Origin of the sequence: Anaerolinea thermophila (assembly GCF_020723905.1) — a bacterium.
Lineage (GTDB): Bacteria > Chloroflexota > Anaerolineae > Anaerolineales > Anaerolineaceae > Anaerolinea > Anaerolinea thermophila_A.
In genome coordinates, this window is record NZ_DYHZ01000001.1 from 491,445 (window position 1) to 508,478 (window position 17,034).

Consider the following 17,034-nt stretch of genomic DNA (forward strand, 5'->3'; position numbering starts at 1 on the left):
TTCAGTGGGGATATTGGAGAGGAAAGCATGATTCAGACATTTAACTTCAAAAAATTGAGCGCTTTTTTCATCATTGCCTTGATGTTTGTGTGCATTGCTGGTTGCAGTACTGCGCCAGGCACCCCAACTGAATCCGCCGATGCAACCCCCATCCTGCCTGAAGATACTACGTTGAGCGCCTCGGCTGAATTTGTACCGGAGCGCAGCGCGACCCTGAGTTTTGTTAACGGTGCTCAGAATGTCCGGATTCTGGTGAAACCGGGTGAGACTGTATCCGAAGGGCAATTACTTGCCACTTCAGACACTGCACAACTGCAAATTTCTGTTGACCTTGCAGAGGCTTCTGTTCGTCGGGCAGAAGTTGCCTTAGAACAACTGAAAAGCCTGCCCCAGCCAGAATCGGTGGCGGCTGCCAAAGCAGCCCTTGCCAATGCGCGGGTGAATTATGACCGTCTGGACCGCGCCGGTGCCCGCAAAATCGAGCTGGATGCAGCCCAGGCGCAGGTGGATAGCGCTCAGGCAGCTCTGGATGCTGTATTAGCCGGGGCAGATCAAAATCAGATCCGCCTTGCCGAAATAGACTTAAGCACAGCCCAACTTGCCTTGAAACAGGCACAGATTGCACTTGAAAAAGCCGAAATTCGCGCTCCTTTTGCTGGAACCGTTATTGAAGTGTATGGTCACGATTATGAAAATCTGTCGCCTTCTCAGCCTGTCCTCTTGCTGGCAGATCTTTCCTCGATGCAATTACATACCACGGATCTCAGTGAGGTGGACGTCGTACGAGTTAAAGTCGGTGACCCGGTATCCGTGACCATGGACGCTTTACCGGGTACCAGCCTCATCGGAACCGTAATCCGAATTGCGGAAAAGGCTTCTCCGGGCTCTGGCGTTTACTATACGGTGATCATCGAAATTCCCCAACTTCCTGAATCGATTCGCTGGGGAATGAGCGCCTTTGTGACGTTCACTCAGGCGCCATAAATTCACTCAAACTGAATGGCTTCGAGGATGGGGGTACGCGCTGCCTGTAAGGCAGGTAGCAGGGCTGCCAGTTGAGAGACCACCAGAGCAATCACCAGCGAAAAAATCAATCCCTCTGGTGCCATCACAAATGCCAGTTTATACCCCGACATAGCCGCCATGCCAAACAAAAACAGGCGTGTAAGCAGAATTCCTAAAACAATTCCGAAAACACCGCCCAGCAATCCCATGATGCCCGCCTCCGCCAGAACCATTCGCGCCACCTGGTTGCGCGTCAGCCCAATTGCACGCAACATACCGATTTCACGGCGACGTTCGATGACACTCATGGTAAGCGTATTAACCACCCCCAGAGATGCCACCACGATAGAGATGACCGCCAGTACGTCGAACATGATGAAAGCCTGATCCAGAAGACTGAAGGCACGTTTACGCAGAGAATCGTTCAATTCAAGAATCAACCGATAGCGTTTACCTAATTGACGGTCAATCCGTTTCTCCACCTCTGCCGCATCTTCGCCCGGCTGGACACGCACCAGAAACGTGTTGGCATCATTGACACGAAAATAACGGCGCATATCTGCCCATGATCCCGTAATCATTTGCCCATTATTGTAAAAATCCACCACAACCGCAGCAATGGAAAAGGGATGCCATCCCGAGCGTGTGCGCATGTAGATTGTATCCCCCGGTTTCAGCCCATATTTCTCGGATAACACACTGGAAAGAAAAACCGCATCTCCCTGAGCCAGCCGCTGTACGGCTTCCGCCGGGTTTGTCTGACCTTCACTGAAGACAAAGCCGGTTACCTGAGTATAGGATACCGGGTCAACTGCCATAAGCGTGGTCTCCTGCACATCACTGCTGGCGGTTTTCCATTGCACAGGCAGATAACGTACCGGCGCAGCCATAGCCACACCCGGTATTGCTCTCAACTGACTGCCAACCGTGCTTCGTAAGGGTACTGCCGAATTGACATAAATATCGCCGCCCAGATACGCCTCCATCCAGAGGCGTAAATCTGAAACGAAGGATTCGGTCATCCCCCGAACCACCAGAATCATGGCTACTCCTACCAGAAGCGCCCCAACCGTGATCGTGGAGCGCAAACGGGAGCGTTCAATGTTCCGGCTCCCGAGTGTTCCGCTGGAACCGTACAACAATTTCACCACTGGCTGCATCATACGCTCCCAGGGAGTGATTCCTGCAGGCAGGATTAACGTAACGCCCAGAAAGAGCAGGAACACAGTCAGACTACCCAGACGGAACATCGGGTCGTATGCAAAGGGGTTCCACAACAGGATAGCCACAGAGGAAGCCAGCAGCACCACACCCGGTTTCCAACCGTTAACCAGCAGCCAGCCTTCCCGTGACTTGCCGCGGATGCGTAAGGCTTCAATTGGAGAAACATTCCCAGCCTGTCTTGCCGGCAACATGGCTCCCAGCAAGGTTACCCCTATGCCCAGCACCAGACTGGTCAAAACGGCGGATACTGGAATGGGCATCCGAACCAGGTCAATATTTAACAACCCGCTCATCAACTGGCTTAACCCCCGGGAGAGTAAAATTCCCAGCGCCAGCCCCAGAAATGAGCCAGCCAGACCCAGCACCAGCGCTTCCAACAGCATCTGCGCGGTGATTTGCGCCTTTGTCATCCCCACCGTCCGTAGCATACCGAATTCACGAGTGCGCTCCACCACCGTCATGGCAAAGGCGTTGTAAATCAGGTACGCACCTACGAATAAGGCAACCCCGCTCAGAAAATTCAAACCGATCTGGTAGTTATTCAACATTTCAGTAGTTCGGCGTCCCTGGCTGGCAGGCGACACAACCGAAGCACGTGTACCTAACCGTTGCTGTACATTCCGGGCAAGTAGATTCAGTTGAGCGGTGCTGGTATATGATTCTTCAACCAGTACATCTATCTGATCCACTTCGCCCGCGCGATCAAACATGCGCTGAACCGTCCTCAAAGGAGCAACGCCAAATGCCCCGTTATTGGTCAACCCCGCCCCTTCTTTTGCGATCAACCCCACCAGCAATACCCGTTCCACACCGTACGGGGTAAGGATTCCAATGCGCTGTCCCACTTTCAAATCGTTATCCTCGGCAAAGTTCTCTACCAGAACAATTTCATTGGCTTCGGGAGAACTGGAAAGGAAACGTCCAGACGTCACACGGTACTCACGGGCTCGCAGTTCTGCCGCGGCATCCACCCCGTGGATGATCATTCCGCCTGCATTAGCGCCAAAAAAACTTAATCCCACCTGTTCCGGCGCCGATTGACTGGCAAGAGAAGTGGTCACCTTCAGCACCGGCACTGCCTGTTGAACACCCGCCACCCGGCTCACGGCAGATACCATTTGCTCCGGCAGGGATTCACCCCCAGACACTGCCGGGATAATGGAGAGCCGCGCTGAACCGGAAGTATTGACCAGTAAACGCTGCACTGCATCCAGAGCGCTCTGGTTGGTTACGCTGATCGAAAGCATGCCTGCAACCCCAAGGGTAATCCCAAACATACTTAACAAGACCCGTGCAGGGCGCAAACGGAAAGAGCGCAGTAAGAGTAAGCGAATCAGCCTCATGAAAGCCTCATTCTGACAATTCCAGGTGTTCCATGATCTCTACAATTTGACGGTAACGCTTCGGCAGGTCATCTTCCGACGAAAACTGGATTTCCTGGTTGATTTGACCATCTTTGATAAAGACTACCCGATCAGCATAGGCCGCAGCACGAGGGTCATGGGTGACCATGACAATTGTCTGTCCCAGTTCAGTACAAGAACGGCGCAACAACTCCATCATTGCCTTGCTGGTTTTCGAATCCAGGTTTCCGGTGGGTTCATCTGCAAGAAGAATAGCCGGCTGGTTGATCAGCGCACGCGCCAGCGCTACCCGTTGCTGTTCTCCACCGGAAAGTTGATCCGGACGGTGATGACGACGGTCGGTTAAACCGATTAAATCCAGCAACCGCACCAGAAATCCTTCATACTTGCGCGGATCCTGCCCATCAATGATCACGGGTAACAAAATATTCTCTTCTGCAGTAAGGGTGGGTAACAAATTAAAAAACTGAAACACAAAACCAATATTTCTGCGCCGCATCAGGGTTACCTGTTTATCCGACAGTCCCGAAAGTTGTTGTCCTGATAGAATCACGACTCCCCCCGAAGGCTGATCCAGTCCACCGAGCAGGTGTAGCAAGGTTGATTTCCCGCTGCCCGAAGGCCCCATAATTGCCACAAATTCACCGGCACTGACTGAAAAATTCACCCCTGCCAGTGCACGTACCGTTACCTTACCCAGTTCATATGTCTTGTGCAAATTCTGCGCTTCAAGAATTTTCATTTTTTACCCCCTCTACGGAGATGTCGAGCAATAAGACCTCACCCTGATACCCATCCACTGCTACAAGCATACCATCTTTCAGGAGCGTTGCCCCTTGAACAGATACAACTGCCGGGATATGGTATTCACGGGCGATAATGGAACTGTGAGAGAGGATCCCGCCTGATTCTGCCACCACAGCACCCGCGCGGGCAAAAAGCGGTGTCCAGCCCACATCTGTAAAGGGCACCACCAGCACATCACCCTGCTGCACTTTATGGAAATCTTCCAGACCTTTCACCACCTTCACCGGTCCACGGTAATAACCTTGCGAAGTCGGTGTCCCCTTTAGCCTTGAAACCTGCATGGGCATTGCCGGGGGCGGTTGTTCACCGTAGATAATGGCGGGCAGTTGCATGTCTTCCAGCGAGGCAATTTCTGCCTTTCTCCGGTCGGGCTTCTGGTCAATCACTTCTCCTGCCTGTTCCGGATGCAAAATTGCCTGGCGAATTTCAGAAAATTCAAGGTAAAAGATATCTTCACGCTGTTTCAGCCAGCCTTGCCGGATAAAATGATCTGCGATTGCCAGAAAACAGGGTCGGAACAATCCATATCCATACGTATACAGGGAACTGATCTGCTCTCGAAAGGCCCGGTAATACTGTGCCCTGCGAAGGATGAATTTCAAAAGGGCGCGACGAATGCCCCGCACAGGCAAATCATCAAAATCAACGGTTTTAGGCAAAACCGGGGAATCTTTGTGGTCAATTTCAAGCAATCTCAAGATGATTGTTGGGTTTTCCCGCCAGGGAACCGCTGAAAAATCGTTACCGCTGTCGCTCAAATGACCAAACCGCTTCAAAAAGGCAGAGACTTCATCCCGCAGGCTACCCAATTCATCCATTTGCTGAAATTCCTCGTAGGTGCAGGTTTGTAATCGCTGGCGGGTTTCCTCTGGCAATGTTCTCCAATGCTGGCGCAATGATTGTAAAAAGGTATTGGGGTCATACTGGCGGATGTCTTCCATGCCTTTATATTCGTCAAATTCCTCGGGAGCAATTCCCATGCGCCGGATAGACCTGGTGAACAGATTATGATAAAGCGACATCAGGAGCGGTCCAACAACGTTAAAATACGCTAACCGCTGGACAACAGTAAATAAGCGGTCAATCTCTGCCAGTAATTCCTCTGGCTTTTTTTTGCCAACCGATTCCACTTCAAAGGAGTAGATTCCTTCACGCAATTTCGGAAAGTGCCGGTTGATCTTCCGTTCAAAATTCAATTTATCCCAGATAAAACCGATCAACCTTGGTATGTGCTTTATCATTTTGGGGTTTAGCCGAAATTTTTGTCTGGGGGTATCAGGGGGTAAGATCCCCATCATCCGCTCAAGAACATCCGGTGGCATTCCAACCAGATCAAAAATTCGGGCGAGCGTTGTTGTATTGAAGTACGCCCGGTAGTAAAACGACTTTGCCAGATCTTCCGGTTGGATGCCGTGATCACCCACCATTTCAGCCAGCAACCGTACCCAGACTGTATTCACCAGGGGGATATTCACGGACCAGATCAGGGGTTTAACAATCCCCGGAATCATCTCACGCGCCATACGGTTGGAATAGATATTGACTGTTTTCAATCCGGTGATTTCACGAACCTGAATCCAGAAGAGCCTTTCTCCATCAAACACCCATTCGGTATCCACAACCTGTTTAAACGCCCTGGAAATTTTTTGCACACCTTCTGCAATTTCCGTAACCCTTTGCAAGGGCAGGTATGGACTTTCAGGTTGTTCCAGCCATACACCACGACGGTTTACCCAGCGCTGAGGTGTGATTCCTTCCTGAACAAGGAAGGTGCCTTCCCCCTGTACTGCCTCTACCACTACTTCCTCAATACCGGTAAGCGGGTTGCAACTGAAGGCTACCCCGGAAACCACCGGTTTCACCATTTCCTGTAAGATGACAGCCATGTGTAATGGTTCATCGTTACGCTGTAACTTTTGCCGGTACTCATCCACCTGAAACGACTTTGCTGTAGCCCAGACCTGCCAGATGGCTTGCAAAACATTGTCCACCCCTCTTACATTCAGCACGGTCTTAAATTGACCGGCGTAAGAGCGTTCCAGCGTATCTTCAATATCGGCTGAGGAACGCACGGCATATAACCGCTTTGGTTGAATCACCTGATTCAATGTCTGTTGTAATTCTTGAATCAAGGTGATGTCATCCGCCAGATAACGCAGATATGCTTCCCAGGGAATAACCCAGGTGAGAGGGATGCAAAACCCTTTATCTGCCAGACGGCGCAGGTTACGCGCCTTGTTACCCACCGTTGACGGTAACCTGCGATCTGATAACGAGAGGAGAATCGGTGCGGATGGCATGTAATGTCAATCCCTGGGTTTCGTTGTCTTCAGGAAGTACTTCTGGATCATACGGCCCATGGGGAATTTTTGCATGGCTTCATCAATGTTGACTTTGCCAGACTTCCGATCGCGGAAATAACCGCTCAATTCAGGAATTGCCGCAAAGCCAAGCAAGAGATTAGCAACCAGTACAAAGATAATCATCGCGGGGTCGCCGCGTACCAGCCACACCCATAAAACCATCAACCAGGTCCCGGCAACCATAACGATTACTGCATCACGCAGGACAACCAGTCCCAGAAACATTGACAGAGCATTGCTCACCAGTACCCCCAGTGGATCCATCACCAGAAAAGCCCCCAGCACTGGAGAAAGGCCATAACCCCCACGGAAACGATGGTACAGGGGCCAGATATGCCCGGCAATTGCCCCTGCCCCGGCAAACAGATAATAGATTTGATCGGGGAAAATGAGCCTGAAAATCAGCGTTGGCACAAAGGCTTTGATAATATCCAGCAATGCAATGATGCCTCCCCATTTTGCGCCCAGCACAATAGACGCGGTTGTAGCACCGACTGCCCTTAACCTGTGTCCATCACCCGAATCCAGGGGAATCTGAACCTGGTTGAGGTCCTGTTCTGGTTTGAGCGTGCGTGCAATGAGACGGGCAAAGGAGATTGAGCCGATCAGATAGCCTGAAAGAACTGCCAGCAATAAAAGAGAGGAATCCATAATTTCTCCCCGCTCAAAATGTTTTTTCCTTTGTAGCATTTTATACAGCGTTAATCAACAGGTTGTGCAACCCAAAAAGGTTGAATGTCTGTACACCATCTGCGCCATCGGGTTTCAACACGCTCAAGGGGTTTTGTACAGGATCCTGAAAAAACCATTTGCAGGAGCAGAAGGAAGAGAAAGTGTTTTTTCGGAGTTGTTTATCCTGCTTATCCAGAGGTGTTTACTGCCTTCCAATGAGTAACACGGCATCTTTCCCAGTGCTTTAGCGGCTTTCGTTTAGCCTGCTGTTCACCTCAAGGCAAAAACCCGGTGTTTCCGGATGGCATTGCTGTATTTTTCTATCTTCTTCATCTTTTCCCAAAAAAAAACGGGTAGAATCAGAGGAAACGTTTACCCGTTGCAGGAGAACCATGAAGGCATCATCGCAAAACAAGTGGCTGGCATTACTGGGACTGGGAATGGGGGTGTTTATGGCAACGCTGGACGCCAGCATTGTCAACATCTCCCTGCCTACACTGGTTCGGGTCTTCAACACCAGTTTTGCCACCGTGCAGTGGGTGGTTTTGAGTTACGTCGTGGTGCTGGCATCGTTGATGCTGGGAATCGCCCGCCTGGGTGACATGCGGGATAAGAAACGCATTTACCTGACAGGACTGGGGTTGTTCACTTTCAGTTCCTTCCTGTGTGGGCTCTCCCCCTCCATCGGCTGGTTGATTGGCTTCCGCGCTTTGCAGGGACTGGGAGCCGTGATGATGCAGGCTCTGGGAAACGCGCTGGTCACCCAGATTGTCTCCCCCTCCGAGCGCGGACGCGCGCTGGGCTTGATGGGAACGACTGTCTCAGTGGGGATTGCTATCGGTCCCCCGCTGGGAGGACTGCTGATCGGCTCGATTGGCTGGCAGTCGGTCTTCTGGGTCAACGTACCGGTTGGGATTCTCACCGCGCTGGCAGTGTTGCGCTTTGTACCTGCCTGCCCGCCTCCCAACCCTCATCAACGCTTTGACGCTGTGGGTGCGCTGGTGCTCTTCTTCACCCTCGGCGCTTACGCGCTGGGAATGACCCTCGGTCAGGATGCCGGTTTCTCCAGTCCCACAGTGCGGGCGCTTCTGCTCAGCGCTCTGGCGGGCTTGCTGGTGTTCATCCTCATCGAGAAACGCGTTCCTCAACCCATGCTGGATCTCAACCTCTTCCGCAACCCCTTTTTCTCCATCAACCTGATGATGGGGTTTCTGGTGTTTGTGGTGCTGGCGGGCGGTTTCATCATGCCCTTTTACCTGGAAAACGTGAAAGGCTTTTCGGTGCAGATGACCGGACTGTTCCTCATGGCAAATCCGATTCTGATGGGCATCACTGCACCCATTGCCGGTTCTCTTTCCGACCGCTTTGGCTCGCGGGTAATCAGCCTGATGGGATTGCTCCTGATCGTGGCAGGTTGTATCGCCTTCGGCACCCTGCGCGCCGATACCAACACCTTTGGCATCCTCTGGCGGTTGGGAGTGCTGGGGCTGGGAATGGGTATGTTCCAGTCGCCCAACAACAGCGCCATCATGGGCGCAGTCCCGCGAGAGCGGCTGGGTGTGGCGTCGGGGCTGATCGGTCTGTCGCGTACGCTGGGCAACTCCACCGGCTTACCCCTGATGGGCAGTCTTTTCACGGCACAGGTGCTGGCAAGCCGGTTCTATCAGTCTGGAGTGGAAATCACCCGGGCTGAGCCACAGGCCCTTGTGGACGGCATAACCGGCATGTACCACATTGCCGCGGGAGTCGTCTTGCTCTCCGCACTGCTGGCTTCTCTTGCCCTGTGGATGGACACCCGCCGCAAACGCGCCGCGCACTCCATTCAGCCCACTCAGGGGTAATGGATTTGATTTTTCTTCCACCGCAGGGGTTCATCCCCTGCGTTTTTGTTGTACACTATCCTCATGAAATCTCCACGCTGGTACGATTATCTCACCATTAACCTGTACTGGTTCGGGCTGAACATCCGCAATAACGCGGTAGGCGGAGTGTTCCTGCCCTATCTGCTCGCCGCCTTCGTTGCCGAAGACGTGCGCAACACCGCACTGGGCACCATTCGCACGGCCGGGCTGGTGATTGCCATGCTGGTACAACCGGCTATGGGCATCCTCAGCGATCGCAACACCTCGCGTTTTGGGCGCAGACGTCCCTTCATTTTTGTTGGCGTTCTGCTGGATTTGCTGTGTCTGGCGTTCATTGCGGTATCGTGGAACTACACCTCCCTGCTGATTGCCATTCTGCTCATTCAGTTCACCGCCAACATCTCGCATGGCGCGGTACAGGGCTTGATTCCCGACCTTATCCCCGAAGAAAAGCGCGGCATCGCCTCTGGCGTCAAGGGCTTCATGGAGTTGATCCCTCTTCTGCTGGTCTCCCTGATCATTGCGCGCATCGTCAGCAATGGAGGGTTCACCCTGGCGGTTTGGATTGTGGGCGGCGCGCACCTGCTGATCATGCTCCTCACCATGGTGCTGGTCAAGGAGACGCCCCTGAAAGAAAAGCCTGATATTCCTCTGGCGCCCACAATGATTCGCGTGCTGGGCATGCTGGCAGGCATTCTGGCGGGTGCCGGCGGTGGACTGGCGGCAGGCGGAGCACTGGGCGGTCTGGTCTGGCTACTGGCTCACTTTCTCTTCCAGTCCCCGGCAGCATCCATCCTGGGAATCGGGGTGGGCTGTGCCGCGGCAATGATCATTGCCGTTGGAGCGGGAGTGTGGACGGGTGCCAGCGCCACTCTGGGCTGGAAGGCAGCGCGCGAACAAAGTCCTTTCATCTGGTGGATTGTCAACCGCCTGTTCTTCTTCTCCGCGCTGACTTCCATTCAATCCTTCTCCCTGTTCTTCCTGATGTATGTCTTTCACATCACCCGCGAGGAAGCCGTGCGCCTGAATGGAGAACTGTTCACCGTGGTGGGTATTTTCACCCTGCTGGCAACCCTGCCGGGTGGGGTGCTTTCCGACCGCTTTGGAAGGCGCAAACTGGTGGGCATCAGCGGAGCGGTGGGGGCTCTGGGCGCGCTCATCCTGCTCACCACGATTTTTACCCCACGTTTGCCCCTGATTTATGTGGCAGGCATCCTGCTGGGATCTGCCACCGGATTGTTCTACGCCACCTCGTGGGCGCTGGGGGTAAGCCTGGTGCCGGAAGACCAGGCCGGGCGCTATCTGGGGGTTTCCAACCTGGCAGGGGCAGGCGCGGGCATGGTCGGCACTGGCATTGGCGGACCGATTGCCGACTGGATCAACCGCATCCAGCCCGGCATGGGGTATTTCGTCATCTTTGGAGCCTACGCCCTCTTACTGATTTTGAGCGTGGTCACCCTGCGATGGGTGCAATCGAAACCCTCTTCGTCTGAAACGTAGAGAGATGAGAGAAATTATCGGTGAGGGAAAATCCATGGACAACAAAAGAATTACCATAGCCTTTGGCGACGGTATTGGACCGGAGATTATGCGGGCAGTCCTGCGCATCCTGCAGGCAGCGCAAGCCCCGCTGGAGTGGGATGTCATCGAAATTGGCGAAGCGGTATACCGTCGGGGTGTGCTTTCGGGCATCCCCCCGGAAGCGTGGGATGTCATCCGCGCCAACCGCGTTTTGCTCAAAGCGCCGGTGACCACTCCACAGGGAGGCGGTTACAAGAGCATCAACGTGACTCTACGCAAGACACTGGGGTTGTTTGCCAATGTACGTCCCTGCAAAGCCTACACCCCATTCGTCGCCTCGGCGCACCCGCTCATGGATCTGGTGATCATCCGCGAAAATGAAGAAGACCTGTACGGTGGAATTGAGCATCAGCAAACCGTGGAAATGACGCAGGTGCTCAAACTCATCAGCCATCCGGGGACAGAGAGCATCGTGCGCTATGCTTTTGAGTACGCCCGCGCCTACGGACGCCGCAAAGTGACCTGCATGACCAAAGACAACATCATGAAGATCACCGATGGGCTGTTTCACCGCATCTTCAACGCCGTAGCCGAAGAATACCCCGACATTCAAGCCGAGCATCAAATCGTGGACATTGGGGCGGCGCGGGTTGCCGCCCAGCCCGAAACGCTGGATGTGATTGTCACGCCCAATCTCTACGGCGATATTCTCTCGGACGTCGCGGCACAACTGGCAGGCTCGGTGGGGCTGGCGGGGTCGTCCAACATCGGGCGAGAAATGGCAATGTTCGAAGCCATTCATGGATCAGCCCCCGATATTGCCGGGAAAGGCATTGCCAACCCTTCCGGGCTGCTGCAGGCGGCCGTGCAAATGCTGGTACATCTGGGTCTGGGAGAAACAGCGCAAACCATCGAAAACGCCTGGCTGTGTACGCTGGAAGACGGCATCCACACCGCGGATATCTACCGCGAAGGGCTGAGTCAAAAACGGGTGGGAACGGAAGCCTTCACAGATGCCATCATCGAACGCCTCGGCAGAGCCCCGGAACGCCTGCAGCCCTCGCGCTTCCGCAACACCGGCATTGAGATCCGCTTCAGCGTGCCGCGTCCCTGCTGTAAAGAACTGGTGGGGGTAGATGTGTTCCTCGACTGGGACGAATCTGACCGCAACCCCGACGTGCTGGGCAGAAAAGTTGAAGCGTTAAGCGGGAACGGCCTTTCTCTGAGGATGATCACCAACCGTGGAGTTAAGGTGTACCCGGGCGGACTGCCCGAAACCTTCTGCTCTGACCACTGGCGCTGCCGCTTCCTGGCACAGGAGGGGCAAAAGGCGGAATATAATCAGATCCTCGATTTGTTGAGACGGTTCAACGAAGCCGGGCTGGAAGTCATTAAAACCGAAAATCTCTACACCTTTGACGGCGTGCCCGGCTATTCTGCCGGACAGGGGGAGTAAACTTCAGACCAGATTGAAAGAGAAACAGGGCAGGAAAAACCTGCCCTGTTTCGATCAAGAGATCACGTCAAAGGATTACTTGAAGATGGCAGGGATGTAAGCCCGCGGCGTGACGTACTGGAGACGTCCTTCAATCTGCGGGTTGATTGGTTTGACCGTGCCGGGATCCTGCAGGTATTCAATGACGGCATCGCGCACGTAGTACTGCGTGTCGTTCTCGATCTGGCTGAGTGGCCAGAGGGAAACGCCGCTGTCGTTGAAGTTGCACGAACCGGCTGCCAGGTAGTTCACCGTGGAAACCCGGTAGTATTTGCTGGCATCGTTGAAGTCCACCCGATGTTCTACGCCGCTGGTATCGGTGAAGTACAGCGCCACCACATTGTTACCGCTTGGCAGGGCAGGATAGGTATCGTTGTAGATAATGCGCCCACCCTTATTGATGTCCAGCATGCAGGTGGTGTAGTACGAGTATCCGCCTGCGCCGGGCACGTACTTATAGTAGTAGTAGTTGCGGTAAGCGCGTTCAAGGACGGCTTTCAACTGTGGACCGTTCATGCGCAGGGTCACCAGCGAGTTCTCATAGGGCATGAGGGTGAACATGTTCGCCACCGTCAGCGTGACCGGATTGCTCGGGCTGGCGGTTGTTGCCACCACCTGATTGGTCATCGCACCGGAGAGGTGGAAGTCAACCGTCACACCTTCCTTGCGCAGTTTCCACACCGAGGCATCTGCCTGCAGGTTGGCGGCATTGGTTTCTTCGGTGTACGCCGTGCGGGCATCAATGGGGGTAATGGTATCGCCCAGCGTGGTGTTGTTGTACGCCGTCAGCAGGGCATTGTAGGGATCCACAATGGCTTTGATGGTCGGGTCTTCGGTGACCGCAGTACCCACGGAGATGTATTTCCCTGTGCGGGAAACCACGTCGTAGGTCGCGCCGCCGGTGAGGGATTTGGCGCGCAAGCCCAGGACCACCTCACCCAGATAGGTATTGTAGCGGTACGCCTGGGTCACCAGCACCGGTTTGCCATCCGGATTGCCGAGGATCGTCGGCAGGTATTTGTAGGGACCAAAGCCCTTGGAAGGATCGGTGTGGCTGTGACCGCCAATGATGGCATCCAGTCCGCTCACCTGCGCGGCAAGATAGGTGTCCACGTTGGTGTCCACCTCTACGCTCGCAGGATTCTCGGTGAAGCCGATATGGGTCAGGGCAATCACCACATCACTGCTGGACCGCAGCATGGGCGCGTAGGATTGCGCCGTGGTGATGGGGTTCGGGAAGGTCAAGCCCGGAATGTTGGACGGCAGTTCGTAATTGGAGATACGGTGGTTGCCGATGCCCAGGATAGACACCCGGATGTTTTCCGGTCCCACAATCTTGCGCACATACGGCAGAACGGGCACCTTGTTCAACCCGTAGGAGCCGTCATCCTGAATGTTGGCTTGCAACATGGGGAAGTTGGCATCCTGCAGGGTTGAGACAAACACATCCTTCCCAAAGTTAAACTCGTGATTGCCCAGCGTCATGGCGTCATAGCCCATAGCGTTGAAGGCTTTAATGAGCGGGTTCATGCGCAGTTCAGCGGGCAGAGACGTGCCATCCGCAGCATACCCCAGAGCGGCGGTCTTGAAGTAATACATCATCGAGTCGCCCTGGATGTTATCGCCTGCCGTCAGCAGAAGGGTGCGGGTGGGGTTAAAGGTACGTTCCTGTTTAATGATGGTTGCCAGTTGCGTATACCCCTGGAAAGAACCACTCTTGAGCAGGCGACCGTGCGAATCATTGTGATGGAGGATGGTCACCGGGATGATCGGATCGGTATCGAAGGTGTCATCGCCATCACGGGCAATACGCCCATCCACCGTGCGATCATAGGGCGACTTGGTGGGATCAACATCCGGGTTGTAATGATTCTTCATCCAGTTATTGACCTGATTGAGCATGTCGCCCCAGTAGGAAAGCACTTTGAAGTACTTGAAGGGGGTGAAGCCATCCTGACCGGCAGGAGCCAGGAATTCATTGGTGGCTACGCGGTAGGTTTTGTTGGCATCAATGGGCACCCAGGCGGAGGTGGCTTTGTCCCAGACCTGAATGTCGTACGCGCCCCAAGCCCAGGTGGTTCCAGCAGTCACATAGCGGTAGAACTTGTAGCGGATGCCGGAAACCTGCAAAGCGCCCTTGAAGAGCGTGGCAGACTGGTTGAGCAGTTCAACAATCTGAGCGCCGGTCATCTCTCCGACCACCGTCTGATTGCCAAACGGCAGAATGTTGAACATCTTGCCATACGTCACCAGACAGGGATAGGAAGGACAATCGCTTGCTGTGATATCGGCGCGCAAGCCACCCGGGTTGTTGAAGACCATGTCCACATCGTTGGCAGGCTCGGCATCGTTGTTGAGTTCGTTGTAGATGGCATCGTTGACCATCTCACCCATCAAGCCGTTGCCGTTGTAATCCCGCACAATGGGCACATTGGTATAGAAGATGGGTTCATTGATGAGCGCCTGATACGCCGGATCATTGACATAACCCTCCACCAGCGCCTTAATCGTGGGATCTTCTGCTCCGGTCGTGCTCACCGCATGTTTCGTCCACGTCATGGAGATGGCACCCGTGGTGCGGTTGACGGTGAAGTCCACCTGCCCCACCTTACGACCGGCATAATGCGCCTGCACCACCATTGTGTTGCCCACCATGGTCGCGGTGGCTAAATCCGTGTGGCTGTGCCCGCCAATGATCAGGTTGACCGGTTTGCCAGCAGTGTTGAGTTTCTGTGCCAGCGTCTGATCGCCATACACGGTGAAGCCGTAGCCATACCCGCCGTCGGTGTAGCCATTGTGCGAGAGCACCACAATGACATCCGAGGCGGCATCCAGCGCATCATAATAGTGCAGAATAGAGTCAGCCGGATCTTTGAAGCACAACCCTGCTGTGGCTTCCGCGATGGTGATGTAGGGAGTTTCAATCGAGGAAACGCCGATCACGCCCACGCGCAGAGGGGTGGTAGCCGTGGGAATTTCGTACACATGATACGGCTCGGTCACAAAGGAGGGCAGATCCCAACCCGCCGAAGCGCAGTCGCTGGCAGTACCCTTCAGCACAATATTGGCGGCAATGAAGGGGAATTCTTTGGTATTGGGATCGCCATCATCCGTGGTCGCTTGAGCCACACGCTGCGAAAGGATCGTTTGCCCCCAGTCAAACTCGTGGTTCCCGAAGGTGACGCCATCATACCCGATTGTCTTGTAGTAGGCGATGGTGGGTTCACCTTTCTGAATATTGGAGAGCAGGCTCCCCTGCATGATATCGCCGGCATCGAGCAGAAGCACCTGCTGTCCCAGAGCCGCTTTTGCCGCGCGAATATTATTGATCACCGCGGCAACCCGCGCCGCCCCCGGATTGGATCCGGAAAGTTCCAGGTTGCCATGGAAGTCATTGGTGTGAAGGATGGTGAACTGGACAATGTCGCTGGACTGAGCCATTGCCGCCGAGGGCAGCATAAGGCTCAGAACCAGAATCAGGGCAAATACCCGATAGAACAATTTAGACATAATCTGTACCCTCCCGAGAATTCGAAAGAATGTGTTTTGAAACCGGAACGAACCTTCAACGGAAAATCTGGAACGCCTTCGTGTGACTGTCTCACCTCCTTTCCTGTCCCCTTCTACCTGCACAACCCGATTGTTGCTCCAAGAAAATCTACCCCGCTTCATCAGAGTGGAGCGGGTTTTTACTGTCGTTTTCCCGGAATCAATCGCGTGAAGGGAACGTCTACATGAATCATGGCGTATTAATCATTATAGAACTTTTTTACGAAAGGGCAAATTTTTGTTATTTCTGTCAGAGAAAATTCATGACAATTTTACGGTTATTAAGAGAATTCTGGGATAATGACCTGTCAATATCTGGTTAAGGGTTTCTTAAACTGAGCGCAACCTTGCCCCGCAATTCATGCTACACTAACAGTATGCAATCTCTCGCGGAAATGATGGCAAAAATTGAAAACGCCCGTCCTGCCCTTTCTCAGATGGATGGATTTGCCGACTTTGAAGCCCGGTATCTGGCGCTCAGTGATGAACTGCTGGCAGGCACACCGGAAGAAACACTGCTCCCCCGCCTGACAGCGCTCTTACAGGCGTTCCCCCATATTGCTCAATCCGTTGGGCTGGAAACAGCCATTTCAACCCCCGAGCCAGATGAAGAACTGCCTTCCTCCGCAGTTGATTCTGCTTCCCATGTCTACCCTGGAGGTGTTTCCATGACAACCCCTGTTCCTGAACCTGCTCCCCGCAATCCCGTCTCATTCAAGGTTGAAGATATCATCACCATTTTTAAAGAGGTGGTGACCGCCATTATTGCCATCCTGCTGGTGGCAACCACAGTTCGCATGTTGTGGGTCTCTCTGCAACTGGTGGGCGATGAAATGCGCATCAATCAAGCCCGCGAATTGATTATGGTGATGACCGGACTGGTTGGCGCAGTCATCGGCTACTACTTCGGGCGCATCCCTGCCGATGCCCGCGCGGCGCAAGCCATTCAACAAGCCCAGCAAGCCACCGAAGAGCGCACTGAGATCAGCGCTCAGGCTGAAGTCCTTGCCGAGTCGGTCGAAAAGGTGATACGACGTCTGCCCGGAGAAGCCGCCACCCTGCGCGGCGAAGGCGGAACGCCGCTTGCAGGCGAACTTGAAGACCTGCAGGAGAGTATTCAACGACTGCGAACGCTGAGCCGCAGGCGTTAACCTCTACGGGTTGGATGTTCC

At 54.0% G+C, this 17,034-nt stretch carries 10 protein-coding genes; 5 read left to right on the forward strand and 5 right to left on the reverse strand.

The features are described from left to right. Positions 1–27 precede the first annotated feature (27 nt). Positions 28–984 carry an HlyD family secretion protein gene (locus LHF31_RS02030; RefSeq protein WP_298010537.1) on the forward strand — a complete coding sequence of 319 codons (957 nt, stop codon included), beginning with the start codon at positions 28–30 and terminating at the stop codon, positions 982–984. Positions 985–986: 2 nt separating this feature from the next. Here LHF31_RS02030 and LHF31_RS02035 read toward each other — a convergent pair whose 3' ends face one another. From LHF31_RS02035 to LHF31_RS02050, 4 genes are read right to left on the reverse strand one after another with little or no spacing between them, the layout of a single operon-like run. After that, the gene (locus LHF31_RS02035) at positions 987–3,572 is read right to left on the reverse strand and encodes an ABC transporter permease (protein WP_298010534.1); all 2,586 of its coding nucleotides are present in this window, start codon (positions 3,570–3,572) and stop codon (positions 987–989) included. A gap of 7 nt (positions 3,573–3,579) precedes the next feature. Then, a complete protein-coding gene (locus LHF31_RS02040) occupies positions 3,580–4,335 on the reverse strand; it encodes an ABC transporter ATP-binding protein (RefSeq protein WP_298010531.1) in 756 nt (251 codons plus the stop codon). After that, the gene (locus LHF31_RS02045; protein ID WP_298010528.1) at positions 4,322–6,700 is read right to left on the reverse strand and encodes a PEP/pyruvate-binding domain-containing protein; all 2,379 of its coding nucleotides are present in this window, start codon (positions 6,698–6,700) and stop codon (positions 4,322–4,324) included. The genes LHF31_RS02040 and LHF31_RS02045 overlap by 14 nt, the downstream gene beginning before the upstream one ends. Positions 6,701–6,706: 6 nt before the next feature. Continuing rightward, entirely contained in the window at positions 6,707–7,414 is a 708-nt protein-coding gene (locus LHF31_RS02050; protein WP_303773330.1) for a glycerol-3-phosphate acyltransferase, read from the reverse strand. Positions 7,415–7,827: 413 nt separating this feature from the next. On the opposite strand from LHF31_RS02050, the gene LHF31_RS02055 reads away from it, so the two are divergent. The 3 genes from LHF31_RS02055 (at position 7,828) to LHF31_RS02065 (ending at position 12,274) form a co-directional block, all read left to right on the forward strand. Continuing rightward, a complete protein-coding gene (locus LHF31_RS02055; RefSeq protein ID WP_298002828.1) occupies positions 7,828–9,276 on the forward strand; it encodes an MFS transporter in 1,449 nt (482 codons plus the stop codon). Between the two features lie 63 nt (positions 9,277–9,339). Next, positions 9,340–10,797: an MFS transporter gene (locus LHF31_RS02060; RefSeq protein WP_303773332.1), complete on the forward strand. Its 1,458-nt coding sequence runs from the start codon at positions 9,340–9,342 to the stop codon at positions 10,795–10,797. 34 nt (positions 10,798–10,831) lie between these two features. Continuing rightward, positions 10,832–12,274 (forward strand): NADP-dependent isocitrate dehydrogenase, encoded by a 1,443-nt coding sequence (locus tag LHF31_RS02065; RefSeq protein WP_298003851.1) that lies wholly within the window; start codon positions 10,832–10,834, stop codon positions 12,272–12,274. 75 nt (positions 12,275–12,349) lie between these two features. Here LHF31_RS02065 and LHF31_RS02070 read toward each other — a convergent pair whose 3' ends face one another. Next, positions 12,350–15,823: a bifunctional UDP-sugar hydrolase/5'-nucleotidase gene (locus LHF31_RS02070; protein WP_303773334.1), complete on the reverse strand. Its 3,474-nt coding sequence runs from the start codon at positions 15,821–15,823 to the stop codon at positions 12,350–12,352. A 437-nt stretch (positions 15,824–16,260) separates the two neighbouring features. Between LHF31_RS02070 and LHF31_RS02075 the strand changes: the two genes are divergently transcribed. Then, complete coding sequence (locus tag LHF31_RS02075; RefSeq protein ID WP_303773336.1) at positions 16,261–17,013, forward strand: hypothetical protein; 753 nt, start codon at positions 16,261–16,263, stop codon at positions 17,011–17,013. The last annotated feature ends 21 nt before the right edge of the window (positions 17,014–17,034 follow it).